Origin of the sequence: Staphylococcus sp. MI 10-1553 (assembly GCF_010365305.1) — a bacterium.
In the GTDB taxonomy this organism is placed as follows: Bacteria; Bacillota; Bacilli; order Staphylococcales; family Staphylococcaceae; genus Staphylococcus.
In genome coordinates, this window is sequence record NZ_CP048279.1 from 933,285 (window position 1) to 953,189 (window position 19,905).

A 19,905-nucleotide genomic window follows, 5' to 3' on the forward strand; every position below is an offset into this window, starting at 1 on the left:
TTTTAAAGAATTGAGCGAATTACTAAAGTTTAAAAATGTTACAAAAAAATATGATACAACGACCATTTTGAATGATATTGATTTAGAAATCGAATCAGGACATTTTTATACCATTTTAGGACCATCTGGTTGTGGTAAAACAACAATGTTGAAATTGATTGCTGGCTTTGAAACTCCCGATGCAGGAGAAGTGATTTATTTAGGGAAAAACATTAATCAACTTCCAGCCAATCAACGTCAAGTGAACACAGTTTTCCAAGACTATGCGTTGTTTCCACATTTGAACGTCTATGATAACGTTGCATTTGGGTTAAAGTTAAAAAAGATGAAAAAAGATCAAATAGAGAAAAAAGTAACAGAAGCGTTAAAACTCGTTAAATTAGAAGACTATATGTACAGCGAGATTCATGCGTTAAGTGGGGGCCAAAAACAACGTATTGCAATGGCTCGTGCAATTGTTAATGAACCTGAAATATTGTTATTAGATGAGTCTTTATCAGCACTAGATTTAAAGTTACGTACAGAGATGCAATATGAGTTGCGCGAATTACAATCACGCTTAGGCATTACGTTCGTATTCGTCACACATGATCAGGAGGAAGCACTTGCTTTAAGTGACTTCATTTTTGTCATGCGAGCAGGTAAAATCGAACAGTTTGGGACGCCGCTTGATATTTACGATGAACCGGTCAACCGCTTCGTAGCAGACTTTATTGGCGAGTCGAACATTGTTGAGGGGACGATGGTTAAAGACTATGTAGTGAACATTTACGGACAAGATTTTGACTGTGTCGATAAAGATATCCCACCTCAAACTTTAGTCGATGTTGTCATTCGTCCGGAAGATATTACACTCGTACCGGAAGAAGAAGGGCTGTTTAAAGCGACTGTGACGAGCTCGTTATTTAGAGGCGTGCACTATGAGATGATTTGTGAAGATCGCAAAGGTTATGAGTGGATGATTCAGTCAACGAAAAATGCAGAGATTGGAACACGTGTAGGGTTAGATTTTGAACCTGAAGCCATTCACATCATGGTACCGGGTGAAACAGAAGAAGAGTTCGACAAACGTATTGAAGGTTATGGAGATTTGAATCATGAAACACATTAATCGTTGGCTCGCTATACCGTATTTACTTTGGATGGTTTTCTTCATTGTTATTCCAGTCATTTTACTCTGTTACTTTTCATTCGTTGACGATCATGGGCATTTCACATTGATGAATTACGAACAGTTTTTCTCTGTCCGCTATATGAGAATGCTATTTGAGTCTATAGTTTATGCGACTTTAATTACGCTGATTTGTTTATTAGTAAGTTATCCAGCAGCTTATTTCATTCACCAATCACGTCACGCAGCGTCTTGGTTGTTGGTGATGATTATTCCGACATGGATGAATTTACTACTTAAGACATATGCATTTATTGGGATTTTCAGTCATGATGGTCTTATCAATAAAATTTTGATGACTTTGAACATTCCATCTCAATCGATTTTATTTACCGCACCTGCATTTATTTTTGTAGCAGCGTATATTTATATACCATTCATGTTGTTGCCAATCTACAACAGTATGAAAGATATCCCAAATCAGCTGTTTTTCGCAGCTCAAGATTTAGGCGCGAATACGTTTACTGTCATTCGTAAAGTATTGCTTCCTTTAACAGCTGAAGGGATCAAAACAGGAATTCAAGTGACATTTATTCCTGCGTTGTCACTCTTCATGATTACGAGACTGATCGCTGGTAACAAAGTCATCAATATTGGTACAGCGATTGAAGAGCAATTTTTAGTCATTCAAAACTTTGGAATGGGTTCGACAATTGCGCTCTTCTTAGTGTTATTCATGGCATTGGTTATGATTTTAACACGTAGTAAGCATAAGGGAGGCGCTTCAAAATGAGATGGTATGGAAAGTTTTATTTAATCGCGATGTTAGTTGTATTATACTTGCCCATTTTCTTTTTAGTGCTGTACTCGTTTAATAGTGCTGGCAATATGGTGCAGTTTGAAGGCTTTACGTGGGAACATTATCAAACTTTATTTGACAACAAACGTTTACTTCAAGTTGTATTTAATACGATTGCGGTAGCGTTATTAGCAGCTGGTATTGCGACCCTCATTGGGATATTCGGTGCCCTATTATTGTACCAATTGCGCAATCAAACAGTTAAAATTTCGCTATTAACGTTAAATAACGTGCTCATGGTGTCATCAGATGTTGTTATCGGTGCGTCATTTTTAATTATGTTTACTGCACTAGGACATTTTACAGGATTTGGATTAGGCTTTACGTCTGTCCTCATCTCACATATCGCGTTTTGTATTCCGATCGTTGTCATTATCGTACTGCCAAAGTTGTATGAAATGAACGATTCGATTATGAATGCAGCACGTGATTTAGGTGCGTCAGAGTTTCAATTGTTAAGTAAAGTCGTGATTCCGCATATTATGCCGGGAATTATCAGTGGCTTTTTCATGGCATTAACGTACTCATTAGATGATTTTACAGTGAGTTTCTTCGTTACCGGAAATGGCTTCAGCGTATTATCGGTAGAAGTTTATTCTATGGCTCGACGCGGTATTAGTATGGAGATTAATGCAATTTCTACTATTCTGTTTGCTTTAATTATGCTCGGTTTATTGATTTATCAAGTGATTCAACGTCAAAAACAAAAAATTCAATCCAATAAAAGAGGTGTGTCATTATGAAACAATTAATACAGCTCGTTGGTGGTGCACTGCTATTGGGTTTAATCAGCTTAGGCGTCGGGTATTGGATTAATCATGACGGTATAGGTGGCAAACAACAAGAGAAACTTTACGTCTACAACTGGGGTGAATACATTGACCCCGAGTTGTTAGACCAATTTGAAGAAGAAACCGGTATTAAAGTCGTCTATGAAACATTTGATTCAAACGAGGCAATGGAAGCGAAAATTCGAAACGGCGGCACACATTATGATGTCGCATTCCCGAGTGACTATACCATTGAAAAGATGAAAAAAGAACATTTGTTACGACCACTTGATCATAAAAAGATTCCAAATATGAAGCACCTCGATCCGTATTATATGAATCAACCGTTCGACCGTAAAAATGAATATTCTATGCCATACTTTTTTGGTACGGTCGGTATTTTATATGATAAAGAAAAATATGAGGATATCGATTTTAACAGCTGGAGCGCATTGAAAGATCCACGACTTAAAAATGATGTGCTCTTAGTCGATGGTGCACGCGAAATTATGGGCATTTCATTGAATAGTTTAGGGTACAGTTTAAATGATAAAAATCCTGAACATCTCAAACAAGCGGAACAGCACCTTAAAACTTTTGCGCCAAACATTCGTGGTGTCGTGGGTGATGAGATTCAAATGATGCTAGAACAACATGAAGCGAGTGTAGCTGTTATTTGGAGTGGCTCAGCAGCACCTGTTTTCCATGAAGATGAACGCTTTGATTATGTGGTTCCGAAAGAAGGTTCAAATTTGTGGTTTGATAATATGGTTATTCCTAAGACAGCACAAAATGTGGAAGGTGCGCACAAGTTTATCAATTTCTTGTTAGACCCAGAAGTGAATAAACAAAATACCGAATGGGTGGAATATGCAACACCTAATGAAACAGCGAGAAAGCAATTACCAGAAGAGATTCGTGATGATGAGCGTGTTTATCCGACACGTGAAGAACAAAAAAGGCTAGAAGTCTATCATGATTTAGGGCCAGATGTTTTAAGTGAATACAACGAACGTTTTCTTAATTTTAAAATGGCGCTTTAACTGCGAGTGTAGTGATTTCGCCAAAGTTTAGTTATAATGAGGAGAGTAAGATAAATATGAGGAGTGAAAGCATGGCAGGAGAAACATATACACATATTAGTCGTCCTGTGAATCGACTCGCCGAAAAAATATTAGGTTGGTTGAGTTGGCTATTGCTGCTAGGTACTACTGTAGTCGCGATGTTTTTTGGCTTAGTTTTGTTTAGTAGTGAAAGTTCAATTCAAAGTTTAGAAAACAGTATTGCAAATAACGCGACATTACAAGAGTTATTAACCAACAATAATATGAATGCGACACAGTTTGTCATCATGTTACAAAATGGTGTATGGGCATTTATCGTATATTTAATCATATGTCTATTGATTTCATTCCTAGCACTGATTTCAATGAACCACCGTATCGTATCAGGTTTGTTATTTTTACTTGTGGCGATCGTTACTTTACCGTTATTCTTTATCTTAGTGCCACTCTTCTTCTTTATCATTGCGCTCATGATGTTCATTAGAAAAGAGAAGTATGAAGTGGTACCGACATATTATGATGACGATTACCCATATGGGCCATATGCGACTCATGGACCACAAGACTATCAACAACCTGAGATGTATCGTGAACCTGTTGCATACTCAGAAAATGAACGTCCATCAACTAAATCGTATCGAACTTATGAAGAAACATCTACTTATGAATCTTCAACAGTAAACGACGATGAACCAGAAGTGTTATCACGATCTGCTAAATATCATCAAAAGGCACAAAAGCATCAAGAGGTTTCTCAAGCAGATGATATGGCAGATGAAGCGGACGATACATTAGTGTATGACAGTCGAGCAATGTCAAGAAATGTCGAACAACGTCAACAAGATGATGAAATGATGTCAGATGAAGATACAGAAAGTGAAGCGGCATCAATGTCTAGAGCGGAAATGAAACAACAACGAAAAGAAGAAAAGAAAGCGCGTAAAGCATACGAAAAAGAACAACGTAAGCTTCGACCAAGTGCTTCCTCACAACGACGTCAAAATTATGATGATCGGATGAAATTACAACAAGACCGTTCAAAAAATGATTCACAAATAGACAAGGATTAATAAGATATATATATAAGCGGATAGGTCACTTGATGTGATACACACGGCAATACTCGGTTTGAGGAGAGTCGGACAAGTATGACATTAAAGGTTGCCTATCCGCTTTTGTTATGTCATATTATTTTATAGATAGGTACACATATAAATTAAAACTGATAAATTTAGTGAAAAAATTAAAGTAGGGTTTATTTTAATTAAAACAGGTAATATACTAATCAAGGAGGGTTTTAGATGACAAATCAATATACGTATAATGAACAACAGAATAATCAAGTGCGTTCAAGGGATTTGAATGGTACACAAAAACCGTTTAAACGCACGGTTGAAAAAGTATTAAGCTGGGTTGGAATTGTGTTACATATTATTTGGATTTTGCTATTAGTAGGCTTTGTTCAAGTACTCCAAACACCAGAATTCCAACAAGAAATTGAAGCGACAGGTCAAGATATTGCACAGTTAGACAATATAGGTTCAAGTACATTTCTATTAGCATTAATTCCGATTGTGTTAGCGATTGTTGCAGTGTTTATCTTTAAAAAGAACATTTTAGCGGGTATTCTGTTAATTTTAGCAGCTGCGACAGGTTTCTTTTTAACGATGAGTTTAATTTCTGCAGTATTATGGTTGATTGCCGGTATTATGCTGATCGTGCGTAAACCTAAACGCCAAGATACTGTGATGTACCATGAAAATGACAATGCAAATAATGTCGACCGTCAGCAAGCCACAACAGCTGATCCTTATGTTTATGGTAACGATACAACAAAATCAGTGAGTGATGAACATCGTGTTGAACGTGAGTCGAATTTTAACCGAGAAAACCATCATGAAGAACGCAATGGTTATGAACAAAATATTAAAGACGATACAACAGGCGTAAAAAAAGATCTGAATGAAAGTAAAGACGAAACAGAAGACCGTCTTCGTTAATCGTACAACATCTCAAGTATGTTTGGGTTTTATCCCAGAATGCTTGGGATTTTTTATTTCTGAGACATTGTGTTGCAACGTTATTTTGTTTTCATGAATTTAAGTGGCAAAATTAGGCGCAAGGAAAATGAATATAAAAAAGAAGACGGGGATGGGACACAAAAATCATTGATGCAGTATTCTTGTTTAACTTGCCCTCTCCCTACAATTTGTGTTTTTGATTGCCCTCATGGCTTCGCGTTTCCTAAGGGCTGACCCTCCGACTAACCAACACTTGATTAAATTGTTATATTTGTTGAGGCGTTAGTGGATTTTGGGAGCAGTACAGAAATCTCATGTGCAACAAAGATTTCATCGTACTGCCCCGGCAAGGCTGACTAGACTTCTCAAAAGCATGCCCATTGAGAAGTCAGACAGCTACTGCGATAAACAGCAACCACTATTAAAGTAAAGAAGTGACTGTTAGTAGTATGCCCTCATTCCCTCAGGAGTTTCAGCCTTCTGGGCAATCTTACATTAAATAAAGTCAAACTGAGGGTAAGTTTATGAAATCAAGAAAACAATAGCATCAATTTTGGTATCCCATTCACCCTCATTTTTTGACTGCTTTTTAAATCATTAATGAATCATAAATCTATGAATGGATGGGATGGAAAACTTAATATCCCAGACCCGCAGAGTTCATAATTGAATAGAAAATAAGCAATCACAAAATTTTGATGTTATTGATAAAATTTTAATAACTGTTCAAACGTATCTTCTAAAAATGCGATGAATTTGCGATCTGATTTTAAATGTTCAGATTGTGGCGTGATGGCACGTGCAACAAAAAACTCACCCTTTTTCACATTTTTTGCACGCGCGATGCCTTTTTCAATTTCTTCTTTGGACATGTCTTGAATACAAGATTTCGTCGGTTGCATATGGTCTAACGAAATTTGGAAGTCTTCAGGCAAGTTCAGTAACGTATCTAACTTTTGTTCGAATACCTTCACATCATTTGCTTTGTTTGGATCTTCATGCATCACACCGTACATCACAAATAAATGATCTTCAAATAAGCCAATTTGGAAATGGGGCAGCATTTTATAACCGCGTTTATTTGTAGCAAATGCCACCCATGTGTCTTTAGGTGGATTCACTTTACGACGTGCATGTTTCGCCACGTGAGCGTAAAATGTTTCACCTGTTACTGTTTCTAGATAATCCGCAAAATAGTCACCTAAAGCGTTCAGTTGGGGACGGATTTGCTTTTCGAGCCCTTCCATTCGCGCTTCAAGTCCTTCAATTTGAAAAACTTTAAAATCTTTTGGTTTAAATATGTATTTCGTCATGTATTTACCTCCTTATCGTATGTCTATGAAATTGCTTTTATTGTAGCATATTACAGTCGTTTGAACATTTAAATTGAATCAAATTAGTGTATAATAAATGTAATAGGAGTGAGGCAAATGCATTTATATGATTATGCGAAAAGTCTAGTATTAGAAGCGGGGAATAATGTTCGAAAATGGATGGTAGAAGACCTCGCTATAGAAGAAAAATCAAATCCAAATGATCTTGTTACGAATGTAGATAAAGAGATTGAACAATTCATCGTACAACAAATTCAAGAAAGTTATCCGCATCATCGTATTATCGGTGAAGAGGGGCACGGCCATGATATTGAGTCGACAGAAGGTGTTGTTTGGGTGATTGATCCCATCGATGGAACACTTAATTTTATTCATCAAGGCGAGAATTTTGCGATTTCTGTAGGTATTTTTAAAGATGGGAAGCCATATGCAGGTTTTGTATATGATGTTATGGCTGATTTATTGTATCATGCTAAAGCGGGTCACGGTGTTTACATCAATCAAAATGCGATTCCACAACTAGAGGGCACACACGTCCGTGAAAGTATTATCGGCATGAATCCGAATTGGTTAACGAAGCCGATTTTAAGTTCGATTTTACAACCGATTATTAGTGACTCGAGAAGTGCACGTGCATATGGTTCGGCTGCGTTAGAAATCGTTTATGTTGCGACAGGTCAACTTGCGGCGTATTTAACACCACGATTACAGCCTTGGGATTATGCGGGTGGTATGATTATTTTAAATGAAGTCGGTGGTGTGGCCACAAACTTTGCTGGAGAGCCGTTATCAATCACAGCGCCAAACTCTATTTTAATGGGGAATGCCCAAGTCCACGAAGAAATTAGACGAGAATATTTGCAAGGTTATGATCATGTGTTAACTGCTTTGCAACAAAAATTTAAACGAAAATAAACTTTGGGCTATCATTGTTAAAATCATTCGAATATATACATCGCTACTCAGAAAATCAATGTGTAGCGGTGTTTTTTATTTGTAAAAGGGCACTGGCAATTGTGACATAAAAAAGATAGCGCCAATGATTTTTCATCAAGCACTATCTTATGTAAAAGTATATCATCTCATCACTAAGCCCAATATGTTGCAAGAGTGTTGTGATACGAAGGTATGTGTTTGTTTCAGTTATAGCCAATCATTTTCACGATATTTCTTTTTTAATGTAAAGCCAACGCCAAAAGTAACGACCATTAAGATAAACGTAACAATCATCCAAAAAATGTTCGTTGCAGCAACAGCAAAGCTAAACATTGTTAAAAAGAATACAGCGATGATCGCAAGAATTAAAAAAATGGATTGAGATTTTTTCATTATCAGCCCACCTCACTGTTTCTTCATTCTATTTCTATGATATAATAAACGAGTTGTAAAAGAAAGTGATAATTTACCCGAGAAAGGAATTACAGTATGACAAAATTTAGAGAAGATGTTCGTAACATTGCGATTATCGCTCACGTAGACCATGGTAAAACAACTTTGGTTGATGAATTATTAAAACAATCAGGTATTTTTAGAGAAAATGAACGAGTCGAAGAACGTGCGATGGACTCGAATGATTTGGAGAGAGAACGCGGTATCACAATTTTAGCGAAAAATACTGCGGTTGACTATAAAGATACGAGAATCAATATTTTAGATACGCCAGGGCACGCCGACTTTGGTGGAGAAGTAGAGCGTATTATGAAAATGGTAGATGGTGTTGTATTAGTGGTTGACGCTTATGAGGGGACAATGCCACAAACGCGTTTCGTATTGAAAAAAGCGTTAGAACAAAACTTAAAACCTGTTGTCGTTGTGAATAAAATTGATAAACCTTCAGCCCGTCCAGAAGGGGTTGTTGATGAAGTATTAGATTTATTTATTGAATTAGACGCCAATGATGAACAGCTTGATTTCCCTGTGGTGTATGCTTCAGCGATTAACGGTACAGCAAGTTTAGACTCAGAAAAGCAAGATGAAAACATGCAAAGTCTATACGAAACGATTTTAGAATATGTGCCAGCACCAGTGGACAACAGAGATGAACCATTACAATTCCAACCTGCATTGTTAGATTATAACGATTATGTAGGACGTATCGGCATCGGTCGTATTTTCAGAGGAACGATGCGTGTCGGTGAAAGTGTCTCATTAATTAAATTAGATGGCACTGTGAAAAACTTCCGTGTAACGAAAATATTTGGTTATTTCGGTCTGAAACGTGAAGAAATTCAAGAAGCATATGCTGGAGACCTTATTGCAGTATCGGGTATGGAAGACATTAACGTAGGTGAAACGATTACACCACAAGATCATCAAGAGGCGTTACCAGTGTTACGTATAGATGAACCAACGCTTGAAATGACGTTTAGAGTTAACAATTCACCTTTTGCTGGTCGTGAAGGACAATTTGTGACTGCACGTCAAATCCAAGAACGTCTTGATAACCAATTAGAAACGGACGTGTCATTAAAAGTTACGCCAACAGATTCACCAGATGCGTGGACAGTGGCCGGCCGTGGTGAGCTACACTTATCTATTTTAATTGAAAATATGCGTCGTGAAGGTTTTGAATTACAAGTTTCTAAACCACAAGTTATTTTAAAAGACATTGATGGTGTTTTACATGAACCATTTGAACGTGTACAAACTGAAGTGCCGGAAGAGTATGCTGGTGCAATTATTGAATCTTTAGGTCAACGTAAAGGTGAAATGGTCGACATGGTAACGACAGACAATGGCTTAACACGTCTTATCTTTAACGTACCTGCACGTGGCTTAATCGGTTATACGACAGAATTTATGTCAATGACACGTGGTTACGGTATTATCAACCACACATTTGATGAATTTAGACCACGTATTAAAGGGCGTATCGGTGGCCGTCGTAACGGTGTACTTGTCTCAATGGACCAAGGTTCAGCGAGTGAATACGCGATTTTAGGACTTGAGGATCGTGGTATCAACTTTATGGAACCAGGAACTGAAGTTTATGAAGGCATGATTGTTGGACAAAACAACCGTGAAAATGATTTAACAGTAAATATTACAAAAGTTAAACATCAAACAAACGTGCGTTCAGCGACAAAAGACCAAACTGAAACGATGAAAAAACCACGTAAATTATCATTAGAAGAAGCATTAGAGTTTATTAATGATGATGAGCTTGTGGAAGTAACGCCTGAAAATGTGCGTTTAAGAAAGAAAATCTTAAACAAAGGGCAACGTGAAAAAGAAGCAAAACGTATTAAGCAAATGATGGAATCTGAAGAAAACTAATTTGATTCGTCATTGAATCATACTTTGAAAGAGCTTGGAGAGTATATCTTCCGGCTCTTTTTTTAAGTTTTTTTGAAGTCAGTGCTCATTTTAAAAAGAAAATAGCGATTGACATCCTTTCGCTTAAACTTAACATGAGTATTCGTGAAAATGGATGTGCTCTCATTTACAATAACGTAGTAAATGTAAGTGATGACATAGTTTTGACCAATATAAACTGCAATTTTTTATACGAACATTCCTTATAAAATATTTTTTAATTAAACTATTAAATGATTTAAACTATAAAAGTAATTATTGCCTCAATCCAATATAAAAGGTATATTAATTAGTCTGTTTCCAAAGTAATTTTATTTTTTAAGCTAATTATTTTGTTTTCGTTAGGCGATGTATTAAAATGAAGGCAGTTAATGAATAGGAGGGAAATACAGTGAACAAAAAGTATGAAAAATTATTTGAAACACTTGAATTACCCAACGGAACAACATTAAGAAATCGTTTCGTTTTAGCACCTATGACACACACATTATCTAATGATGATGGGACTGCCTCAGATGTGGAATTAGACTATATGGAATCTCGCTCAAAAGATGTCGGTTTAGCGATTACAGCAGCAACATATGTCAATGAAGAGGGGAAAGCATTCCCAGGTGAACCATCTATTTCAAAAGAAGAAGATCTTGAAGGTTTAAGTGAACTTGCAAGAAGAATGAAAAAAGGTGGCGCAAAAGCAATCGTTCAAATCCATCACGGTGGAGCGAAAGGCTTACCTGAATGGGTACCCAATGGTGACGTCAAAGCGCCAAGTGCTGTTTCAACTGTAGGTTTCGGTCATACAGAACCACATGATGCGCGTGAAATTACAGCTGAAGAAATCGATCAATTGATTAAAGACTTCGGTAAAGCGACATCACTTGCGATTAAAGCTGGATTTGATGGTGTGGAAATTCATGGGGCTAACCACTACATTATCGAACAATTCCAATCACCATACTACAACCGTCGCGATGACAAATGGAAAGAATTATTCTCTTTACCAAATGCGGTTGCAGATGAAGTGTTACGTGTAGCAAAAGAAGAAGGACCAAAAGGCTTTATCGTCGGTTACCGTTTCTCACCTGAAGAAGCAGAAGAACCAGGAATTACAATGGATAACACTGAAAAGTTAATCAAACACTTAATCGAAAAACCACTTGATTATTTACACGTGTCATTAATGAATGTCCATTCAGTTGTACGTCGTGGTGAACATGAAGGTAAAAAACGTGTTGATCTTATTCTTGATTGGATGGAAGACCGCATGCCACTTATCGCAATCGGTTCAGTATTCTCAGCAGATGATGCAGTAAGTGCCATCGATACAGGCGTACCTTTAATTGCGATTGGCCGTGGTTTATTATTTGATGAAAATCTAATTAGTAAAACGAAAGAAGGTAGAGAAGACGAAATTATCTCTTACTTCGACCCAGAAAAAGAAGATCATCATAACATGCCGTATTTATTATGGAAAGCATTTGCTGATAAATGGTATCCATATCCGGAAAAACCAAATGCATAATCTGAGTTAATTGATATAAAAAGGACGAATAGCTTGCTCGTCTTAAACGGGCGGGCCATTCGCCTTTTTCTTATGCTTTACAAACAAAAAAACTGGAGTCATTTTAAGCGCATACCCCCATCTTCATATGAAATTAATCTTCATCATGATATGAAGTCGCGCCTTTTTTATCATTTGTAGTAAAGATAGGTGGACGTTGTTTCGGTGTATCAAGACGACTCTTACATTCATCGCACATAAACGTTTTAATTGGATTATTTTTCAAACGTTTCGCTAATCGTGTATTTTCATCTAACAAAACTTCAGTGTCACATATAACGCAAGTGACTTTACGCATTTTAGAACACCTCTATATGTGTAACGTGCTCGAAAACATAGTCATATCCGTCTTCTAAGGTATAAACAAAACTATCTACACCATCATCTTGATAGAGACGTTTGCCATCTTTAGCGAATTGGAAGAAAAGATAAGGCAAAAGGTCGAATGGCACATCGATATGCGCTTCATCATTAGATAGTCTAATCGTTGTAACGTTTTCAAATGGTTCTGCATTTTTGAAGAAGGGTGTCATGTTAATCGCAAATGAACCTTGTAATACTGCACGTTTTTTATAATCAATTTCAGAATTTAAAGTAGGTGGATTCGTTTGACCTTCTAATATGGCACGATTCCATTCTCTATTGTCTTCAAATTCAATCGGCTTTTGACCTTCAAAAATTCCTTTTTCTAAATCCTCAAGTGAGATTTTTCGATCGTCAAAAATCCATGTCGTACTATCGAGTGTAATTGGAAATTTAACGTCACCTTTTATTTGAATCATTTGTATGCACTCCCTCAGTTTAGCTACGTTTATTTTAACATACTTGTCCCAGAGCGTATGCCAAATTTACTTGCTTTTTAACAGTCGATGAGATAAACTTTTTACATAAGAAGAAAATAAATAGGGGGACTATGTCATGAGCAAGCAACAACAAATGAGCAATGCTGCATATGACCAACTGAATAAAGACGCAGATCGTATTCTGCAACTCATTAAAGTTCAAATAGATAATCTTACGCTACCACAATGTCCTTTATACGAGGAAGTTTTAGATACACAGATGTATGGTTTACAAAAAGAGGTTGACTTTGCAGTGAATCTTGGACTTGTAAGCGAAGAAGATGGCAAAAAGTTAATGTTACGTTTAGAGAAAGAATTATCAAAATTACACGAAGCATTTACTCGCGTTTAATAGTTGCTATCTAACATACAATAGCACGTTTTTTCGACGTCTAAGTGCGAGAATTGGATGATTGACACATATGAATAATATGAAAAGACTATTTCGGTATATTTTGAGATCTTCTAAATATATCGATTTTCCATTATTAATCACATATCTTGCACTCTGCTTTATTGGTTTGACCATGGTATATAGTGCAAGTATGGTCGCAGCAACAAGAGGTACACTCACAGGAGGTATTCCTGTTGTAGGTACATATTTTTATACGAGACAACTCATATACGTCATCGTTGGTTTTTTTATTGTATTTTTTATGGCCTATATTATGGACGTACGCATTTTAAAGCAGCGTAATATTCAACTTGGTATGATGGCGATTATGCTCGGGTTGCTTTTTGCGACACTGTTATTTGGTAGTGAGATTAACGGTTCACGAAGTTGGTTAAAGTTAGGATTCATGAACTTGCAAGCATCTGAACTTTTAAAAATCGCTATCATACTCTACGTGCCATATATAATAGAAAGAAAGCGTTACGAAATTCAGCGACAACCGATTGTTATTTTGTGGCCGATTGCGTTTGTAGGTTTTTGTCTTGGCCTCGTCTTATTACAAAAAGACGTCGGTCAAACATTGTTGATAGGCGGTATATTTTTTAGTATTATCGTTTACTCTGGTATCGGTGTCAAAAACTTGATTAAAATCGGGTCCTACGCGATGTTAGCTTTAATTGTCGTGATTTTAATTATTGTCATTTTCCGCATTAACATTCTACCATCATATTTAACAGCACGTTTTAGCGCGTTGGAAAACCCATTTAATTATGAGTCTGGTATTGGTTACCATTTATCGAATTCGCTACTCGCTATTGGTAATGGTGGACTGTTTGGACGTGGGTTAGGCAATAGTATTATGAAACTGGGTTACTTACCTGAACCGCATACAGACTTTATTTTTGCGATTATTAGTGAAGAACTTGGTTTCGTTGGGGCCTTCATCGTATTAGGCATGATTTTCTTTATCGTCTATCGTGCTTTCGAATTGGCTTCACGTACAGCGTCATACTTTTACAAATTGGTATGTGTCGGTATTGCGAGTTATATCGCATTACAAACATTTGTCAATTTAGGTGGAATTTCAGGCTTAATCCCATTAACAGGTGTACCGCTCCCATTTATCAGTTTTGGGGGGTCATCGATGTTAAGTTTAAGTATTGCGATGGGACTGCTACTCATTATTGCCAAGCAGATTAAATATGATGATGCGAAACAACGCTACATGAAAAAACAACAAGCTCAAATGAGACACTATTAAAAAGTATATATGGAGTGTGCATGACTGTTATTTTTGTGATGCACCCAAAGCTAATTTCTAGACACTACATAGAAGTTAGCTTTTTCTCATCAAGAATGAATAACTCAACAATGAAAATTCTGAAATTTCTTACATTAAAAACGTAATGAAATTGGGAGTAAATGAAATAAGGGGGAACTATGATGAACAAAGTTGTGGAGAGATTTATGAAAGACGATAAAATACAAACGATACCACGTAAGGAGAAAGATAAAATCGCATTGCTACAATACCTTTGTCGAGATTTTGAAGTCGGACACGCTTATAGTGAGAAAGAGGTGAACGTCATCTTAAAAAAATATTATGATGACTTTGCAATATTAAGACGATACTTAGTGGATTATCAGTTTTTACAACGAGATTTGGAAGGCAAATTGTATGAATTAGCTCAAAGGAATCATGGAGGTGAAACATCAACAGCAGAATGACCGAATGTGTCGAGGCACGGTTGAAATGTTAAAAAATAGAGTGATGCAGTATATACTTTGACATCACCAAAAAATATAGATAAAATATGAATTATTAGTTTAAATTATTATAAATGATAAAATTTTGTTATCATTAAACTTGCTTTTGATTTCAAATTTAAAATCATTTTCACACCAGAATCTTTTAATCGCACCTAATTTATTGATATAATAGAGATTGTATTTTTAGAATTTTCACACTATTAAGGAGGTTCACTTCATGAAGCGTATACATAAATTATTAGTCGCTAACCGCGGTGAAATTGCCATTCGAATTTTTCGAGCCGCAACAGAATTGAATATTAAAACGGTAGCTATCTATTCAAAAGAGGATATGGGGTCATTACATCGATATAAAGCGGACGAGTCTTATTTAGTCGGCGAAAACTTAGGACCAGCTGAAAGTTATTTAAATATTGAACAAATCATTAAAGTTGCAAAAGAAGCAAATGTTGATGCCATCCACCCTGGTTATGGGTTTTTGAGTGAAAATATGCAATTTGCGCAACGCTGTGCTGAAGAGGGCATTGTTTTTATCGGTCCGCATGTCGAGCATTTAGATATGTTTGGGGATAAAGTCAAAGCACGTGCCACTGCAATCAAAGCCAACTTGCCTGTTATTCCAGGTACAGATGGGCCAGTGGCAGGATTTGAAGAAGCACAAACTTTTGCCGAAAAAGCCGGCTTCCCATTGATGATTAAAGCAACAAGTGGCGGTGGTGGTAAAGGGATGCGTATCGTGAGAGAACAATCTGAATTACAAGAGGCGTTCACTCGTGCTAAATCTGAAGCAGAAAAGTCATTTGGCAATAGTGAAGTGTATATTGAAAAATTTATTGATCAACCGAAACATATTGAAGTACAAGTGATTGGTGATGAAGCGGGTAACATCATTCATCTTTATGAAAGAGATTGTTCGGTTCAACGCCGTCATCAAAAAGTCGTTGAAGTAGCGCCATCAGTAAGCTTGCCGGATGATTTGCGTGAACAAATTTGTGAAGCGGCTGTCGATTTAATGCGCCAAATTAAATACGTGAATGCAGGAACGGTTGAGTTTTTAGTTTCTGGCAACGAATTTTACTTTATTGAAGTGAATCCACGTGTCCAAGTAGAACATACGATTACGGAAATGATTACGGGCGTGGACATTGTTAAAACACAAATTTTGATTGCGGATGGACAGTTATTACATGACGAAGCGATTGCGATGCCACAACAAACTGATATTCGCACGTTAGGTTATGCAATTCAATGTCGTATTACGACTGAAGATCCTACACAAGATTTCATGCCGGATACGGGGCGTATCGTTGCCTACCGTTCGAGTGGGGGCTTCGGTGTCCGATTAGATGCTGGAGATGCATTCCAAGGTGCAGAAATTTCACCGTATTATGATTCGCTACTCGTTAAAGTTTCGACACATGCGATCAGTTATAAAGAAGCGAGAGAAAAAATGGCGCGTTCACTTCAAGAAATGCGAATTCGTGGGGTGAAAACGAACATTCCATTTTTACGTAATGTGATTCAACATGATAAGTTTGCGTCTGGTGATTACACGACGAAATTTTTAGAAGAAGCGCCAGAGTTATTCACAATTAAAACGTCGCGTGATAGAGGTACAAAAACATTAGAATATATTGGTAATGTAACGATTAACGGTTTTCCAAGTGTCGAAAAAAGACCGAAACCGCATTTCGAGAAACCCCATATTCCGACGACGGATACGAAGGCGATTGATTCATTAAGTGGTACGAAACAATTACTTGATGCAAAAGGACCTCAAGCTGTAGCAGCATGGGTTAAAGCACAAGAAGACGTATTGCTCACTGATACGACATTTCGTGATGCACATCAATCTTTACTCGCAACACGTGTGAGAACACATGATTTACTCAAAATTGCACCAGAAACTGCACAAGTAATGAAAGATAACTTCTCACTTGAACTATGGGGCGGTGCGACGTTTGATGTCGCCTATAACTTCTTAAAAGAAAATCCATGGGAACGTCTCGAAAAATTAAGAAAAGCAATTCCGAATGTGTTATTCCAAATGTTATTGCGTGCTTCTAATGCAGTTGGTTATCGCAATTATCCTGACAATGTCATCCAAAAATTTATTGCGGAAAGTGCTGACGCAGGAATCGACGTCTTTAGAATATTTGACTCGTTGAACTGGTTAGAACAAATGAAAGTCGCTAACGAAGCAGTCCAAAAAGCAGGCAAAATTTCTGAAGGGACAATTTGTTATACAGGTGATATTTTAAATCCTGAACGTTCTAATATTTATACGTTGGAATACTATGTGAAACTCGCGAAAGAGCTAGAGCGTGAAGGTTTCCATATGTTAGCGATTAAAGATATGGCTGGATTATTGAAGCCTAGAGCGGCATATGAATTGATTGGTGAATTGAAAGCCGCTGTTGACTTACCGATTCACCTCCATACACACGATACGAGTGGTAACGGTATTCTCACTTATAAAGAAGCGATCGAAGCAGGTATTGACGTCATTGATACAGCAGTTGCGGCAATGTCAGGTTTAACAAGTCAACCAAGTAGTAATTCATTGTATTATGCCATGAGTGGGTTTGAACGCAATATTCGTATGGACATTGAAGGACATGAAACACTTTCGCATTATTGGGATGCAGTGCGACCGTATTATAGTGATTTTGAAAGTGATATGAAATCGCCACATACAGAAATTTATCAACATGAAATGCCAGGGGGCCAATATTCCAACTTACGTCAACAAGCGAAAAGTTTAGGGCTCGGTGAACGTTTCAGTGAAGTGAAAGACATGTACCGCCGTGTAAACTTTCTCTTCGGTGATATTGTGAAAGTGACGCCATCATCAAAAGTGGTAGGGGATATGGCACTCTACATGGTGCAAAATGAATTGGATGAAACGTCTGTTATCGAGCAAGGTCATAAATTAGATTTTCCTGAATCCGTGGTCTCTTTCTTTAGAGGCGATATTGGTCAACCAGTGAACGGATTTAATGAGACATTGCAACGGGTCATTTTAAAAGGCCAGCAACCATTAACTGCGCGTCCTGGTGAATATCTAGCGCCTATTGATTTCGAATCTTTGCGTGAAGAATTACAAGAAAAGCAACAAGACAAAGTGACTGAACAAGACTTAATTAGCTATGCGTTGTATCCAAAAGTGTACGAACAATACATGCAAACTTATGAGACATTTGGCAATGTTTCAAAGTTAGATACACCTACATTCTTCTTCGGTATGCGCAATAACGAGAAAATTCAAATCGAAATTGATAAAGGTAAAATTTTAATTGTTGAGTTGAAAACTATTACTGAGCCTGATGAAAATGGTGTGCGCACCGTCTTCTTTGATATGAATGGTCAAGCACGTCGTATTCAAGTGAAAGACGAAAATATTCAAACGTCTCATTTAGCGAAAGTGAAGGCAGATAAGAGTAATCCAAATCATATTGGTGCACAAATGCCGGGTACGATTATTGAAGTGAATGTCGTTGAAGGAGATCAAGTTGAAGCGGGGCAATCACTCATTATTAGTGAAGCAATGAAGATGGAAACAACGGTACAAGCGCCGTTTAAAGGGACGATTACAAAAATTCATGTCGCTGCAAACGATAGCGTTGAGACACAAGATTTACTCATTGAAATTAAACCAGAAGTATAAATGTGAATTTGAAAAGGTACGATAAAGCCCGCATTTGTCATTTTAATCAAACATGACATTAAGACCCACGTGACAAAGCAATCAAAAAGACATCAAACAACAATTTCTGCTGTTTGATGTCTTTTAAAATTTCTATCATTTTAAGCTTGTTGATCTCCACGATTCGTACGTAGGATTAACAAGATGAAATAACTAATCATACCGAATAATAACGTGATAAATAGCGCATGGAGTAAAGCGATGATTAGATTCACGTTAGTAACGATAGAGAGCGCCCCTGTTACAACTTGTAAAATAATTAAAATAAAGCTCACTGTATAACCGTAATGAATCGTTCTCATTGTTGGATAATGTCTCACTGCATGGATATAAGTGAACATAATGACGAAAAATGCCACCATTGCCATCAGTCTGTGTGCCAGTTGAACCCAGTCATGCACATCATGAGGCACAATATCGTTAAATGGTAATGGCCATGCACCGTAAGCAAGACTTGAATCTGTATGTCTTACAAGCGCCCCAGTATAAATCGTTAAATATACAACAATGGTCATCAGCCATGTATAGCGTTGCAATGGCTTGCGGATGTGTACTTTATTGGCTTCGTATTTTTTATCCATGTCGAAAATGATTAACGTCAACACGAAAACGGAAGAGAAGCTAATAAGGGAAATTCCGAAATGAAGTGCCAATACATAATCATTTTGTTGCCACATGACGGCAGCAGCACCGACTAAAGCTTGAACGAGTAAAAAGCCAATACTAATCATACCTAAAGGCTTTACTTCTTTAATATGCCCAATGTTTTTCCAAGATGTAATCACAAGCCATGTCACAAAAATAACAGATAATCCAGATACAGCTCTGTGACTCAATTCAATAATTGTTTCTATCGGTAGGTTTTGCGGTAATAATGCGCCATGACACAGTGGCCAATCTGAACCACAACCATCTTCAGAACCTGTTTTTGTTACGAGTGCACCACCAAGCTGAACCCAAGTCATAATCAATGTCGTTACGACAGCAAGCCACTTTAGGTTTCGCTTTTTAAACAATCTCAAACACCTCATTATGTATCAAATTAAATAATCTCTATTCATCAACATCACCCACATTATAACAAAAACTGAACTAAAAAATGTGACTTTATCATGACGTTTTTTGAATGTCGTTAAAGTGTCACAAATTTTTCTTATTTGA

At 37.1% G+C, this 19,905-nt stretch carries 18 protein-coding genes; 13 read left to right on the forward strand and 5 right to left on the reverse strand.

Features of this window, described 5'->3' with window-relative positions; genetic code table 11:
• Positions 1 to 10: 10 nt before the first annotated feature.
• The 6 genes from GZH82_RS04030 (at position 11) to GZH82_RS04055 (ending at position 5,804) form a co-directional block, all read left to right on the forward strand.
• A complete protein-coding gene (locus GZH82_RS04030; RefSeq protein ID WP_162681421.1) occupies positions 11 to 1,111 on the forward strand; it encodes an ABC transporter ATP-binding protein in 1,101 nt (366 codons plus the stop codon).
• Complete coding sequence (locus GZH82_RS04035; RefSeq protein WP_162681422.1) at positions 1,098 to 1,904, forward strand: ABC transporter permease; 807 nt, start codon at positions 1,098 to 1,100, stop codon at positions 1,902 to 1,904. Before GZH82_RS04030 ends, GZH82_RS04035 begins: the two co-directional genes overlap by 14 nt.
• The gene (locus GZH82_RS04040) at positions 1,901 to 2,713 is read left to right on the forward strand and encodes an ABC transporter permease (protein WP_162681423.1); all 813 of its coding nucleotides are present in this window, start codon (positions 1,901 to 1,903) and stop codon (positions 2,711 to 2,713) included. Before GZH82_RS04035 ends, GZH82_RS04040 begins: the two co-directional genes overlap by 4 nt.
• On the forward strand, positions 2,710 to 3,783 hold the full coding sequence (locus GZH82_RS04045) for an ABC transporter substrate-binding protein (protein ID WP_162681424.1): 1,074 nt from the start codon (positions 2,710 to 2,712) through the stop codon (positions 3,781 to 3,783). Before GZH82_RS04040 ends, GZH82_RS04045 begins: the two co-directional genes overlap by 4 nt.
• A gap of 71 nt (positions 3,784 to 3,854) precedes the next feature.
• Positions 3,855 to 4,874 (forward strand): lipoteichoic acid stability factor AuxB, encoded by a 1,020-nt coding sequence (auxB, locus tag GZH82_RS04050; RefSeq protein ID WP_162681425.1) that lies wholly within the window; start codon positions 3,855 to 3,857, stop codon positions 4,872 to 4,874.
• Between the two features lie 231 nt (positions 4,875 to 5,105).
• Positions 5,106 to 5,804, forward strand: a complete 699-nt coding sequence (locus GZH82_RS04055) for a DUF4064 domain-containing protein (RefSeq protein ID WP_162681426.1) — start codon at positions 5,106 to 5,108, stop codon at positions 5,802 to 5,804.
• A 722-nt stretch (positions 5,805 to 6,526) separates the two neighbouring features.
• On the opposite strand, the gene GZH82_RS04060 is transcribed toward GZH82_RS04055, so the two are convergent.
• On the reverse strand, positions 6,527 to 7,138 hold the full coding sequence (locus GZH82_RS04060) for a YktB family protein (RefSeq protein ID WP_162681427.1): 612 nt from the start codon (positions 7,136 to 7,138) through the stop codon (positions 6,527 to 6,529).
• A 117-nt stretch (positions 7,139 to 7,255) separates the two neighbouring features.
• Here GZH82_RS04060 and GZH82_RS04065 point away from each other — a divergent pair, with 117 nt between their 5' ends.
• On the forward strand, positions 7,256 to 8,074 hold the full coding sequence (locus GZH82_RS04065) for an inositol monophosphatase family protein (RefSeq protein ID WP_162681428.1): 819 nt from the start codon (positions 7,256 to 7,258) through the stop codon (positions 8,072 to 8,074).
• Positions 8,075 to 8,302: 228 nt separating this feature from the next.
• Here GZH82_RS04065 and GZH82_RS04070 read toward each other — a convergent pair whose 3' ends face one another.
• Positions 8,303 to 8,494 (reverse strand): DUF5325 family protein, encoded by a 192-nt coding sequence (locus tag GZH82_RS04070; RefSeq protein ID WP_224398654.1) that lies wholly within the window; start codon positions 8,492 to 8,494, stop codon positions 8,303 to 8,305.
• A gap of 90 nt (positions 8,495 to 8,584) precedes the next feature.
• On the opposite strand from GZH82_RS04070, the gene typA reads away from it, so the two are divergent.
• Both typA and GZH82_RS04080 read left to right on the forward strand, forming a co-directional pair.
• Positions 8,585 to 10,435 (forward strand): translational GTPase TypA, encoded by a 1,851-nt coding sequence (typA, locus tag GZH82_RS04075; RefSeq protein WP_162681429.1) that lies wholly within the window; start codon positions 8,585 to 8,587, stop codon positions 10,433 to 10,435.
• Between the two features lie 430 nt (positions 10,436 to 10,865).
• Positions 10,866 to 11,993, forward strand: a complete 1,128-nt coding sequence (locus tag GZH82_RS04080; RefSeq protein WP_162681430.1) for an NADH-dependent flavin oxidoreductase — start codon at positions 10,866 to 10,868, stop codon at positions 11,991 to 11,993.
• A 133-nt stretch (positions 11,994 to 12,126) separates the two neighbouring features.
• On the opposite strand, the gene GZH82_RS04085 is transcribed toward GZH82_RS04080, so the two are convergent.
• Together GZH82_RS04085 and GZH82_RS04090 are read right to left on the reverse strand one after the other, a co-directional pair.
• Positions 12,127 to 12,330, reverse strand: coding sequence for a DUF2197 domain-containing protein (locus GZH82_RS04085; RefSeq protein WP_162681431.1), 204 nt, complete (start codon positions 12,328 to 12,330; stop codon positions 12,127 to 12,129).
• 1 nt (position 12,331) lies between these two features.
• Entirely contained in the window at positions 12,332 to 12,814 is a 483-nt protein-coding gene (locus GZH82_RS04090; RefSeq protein WP_019165561.1) for a hypothetical protein, read from the reverse strand.
• Between the two features lie 136 nt (positions 12,815 to 12,950).
• Between GZH82_RS04090 and GZH82_RS04095 the strand changes: the two genes are divergently transcribed.
• The 4 genes from GZH82_RS04095 (at position 12,951) to GZH82_RS04110 (ending at position 18,705) form a co-directional block, all read left to right on the forward strand.
• On the forward strand, positions 12,951 to 13,226 hold the full coding sequence (locus GZH82_RS04095; protein ID WP_014614230.1) for an Fpa/YlaN family protein: 276 nt from the start codon (positions 12,951 to 12,953) through the stop codon (positions 13,224 to 13,226).
• Positions 13,227 to 13,296: 70 nt separating this feature from the next.
• Positions 13,297 to 14,529: a cell division peptidoglycan polymerase FtsW gene (ftsW, locus tag GZH82_RS04100; RefSeq protein WP_162681432.1), complete on the forward strand. Its 1,233-nt coding sequence runs from the start codon at positions 13,297 to 13,299 to the stop codon at positions 14,527 to 14,529.
• A 179-nt stretch (positions 14,530 to 14,708) separates the two neighbouring features.
• Positions 14,709 to 14,996 (forward strand): DUF2087 domain-containing protein, encoded by a 288-nt coding sequence (locus GZH82_RS04105; RefSeq protein ID WP_203232844.1) that lies wholly within the window; start codon positions 14,709 to 14,711, stop codon positions 14,994 to 14,996.
• Between the two features lie 259 nt (positions 14,997 to 15,255).
• Positions 15,256 to 18,705 carry a pyruvate carboxylase gene (locus tag GZH82_RS04110; RefSeq protein ID WP_162681434.1) on the forward strand — a complete coding sequence of 1,150 codons (3,450 nt, stop codon included), beginning with the start codon at positions 15,256 to 15,258 and terminating at the stop codon, positions 18,703 to 18,705.
• A 140-nt stretch (positions 18,706 to 18,845) separates the two neighbouring features.
• On the opposite strand, the gene GZH82_RS04115 is transcribed toward GZH82_RS04110, so the two are convergent.
• Complete coding sequence (locus GZH82_RS04115; protein WP_162681435.1) at positions 18,846 to 19,760, reverse strand: COX15/CtaA family protein; 915 nt, start codon at positions 19,758 to 19,760, stop codon at positions 18,846 to 18,848.
• Positions 19,761 to 19,905: the final 145 nt, after the last annotated feature.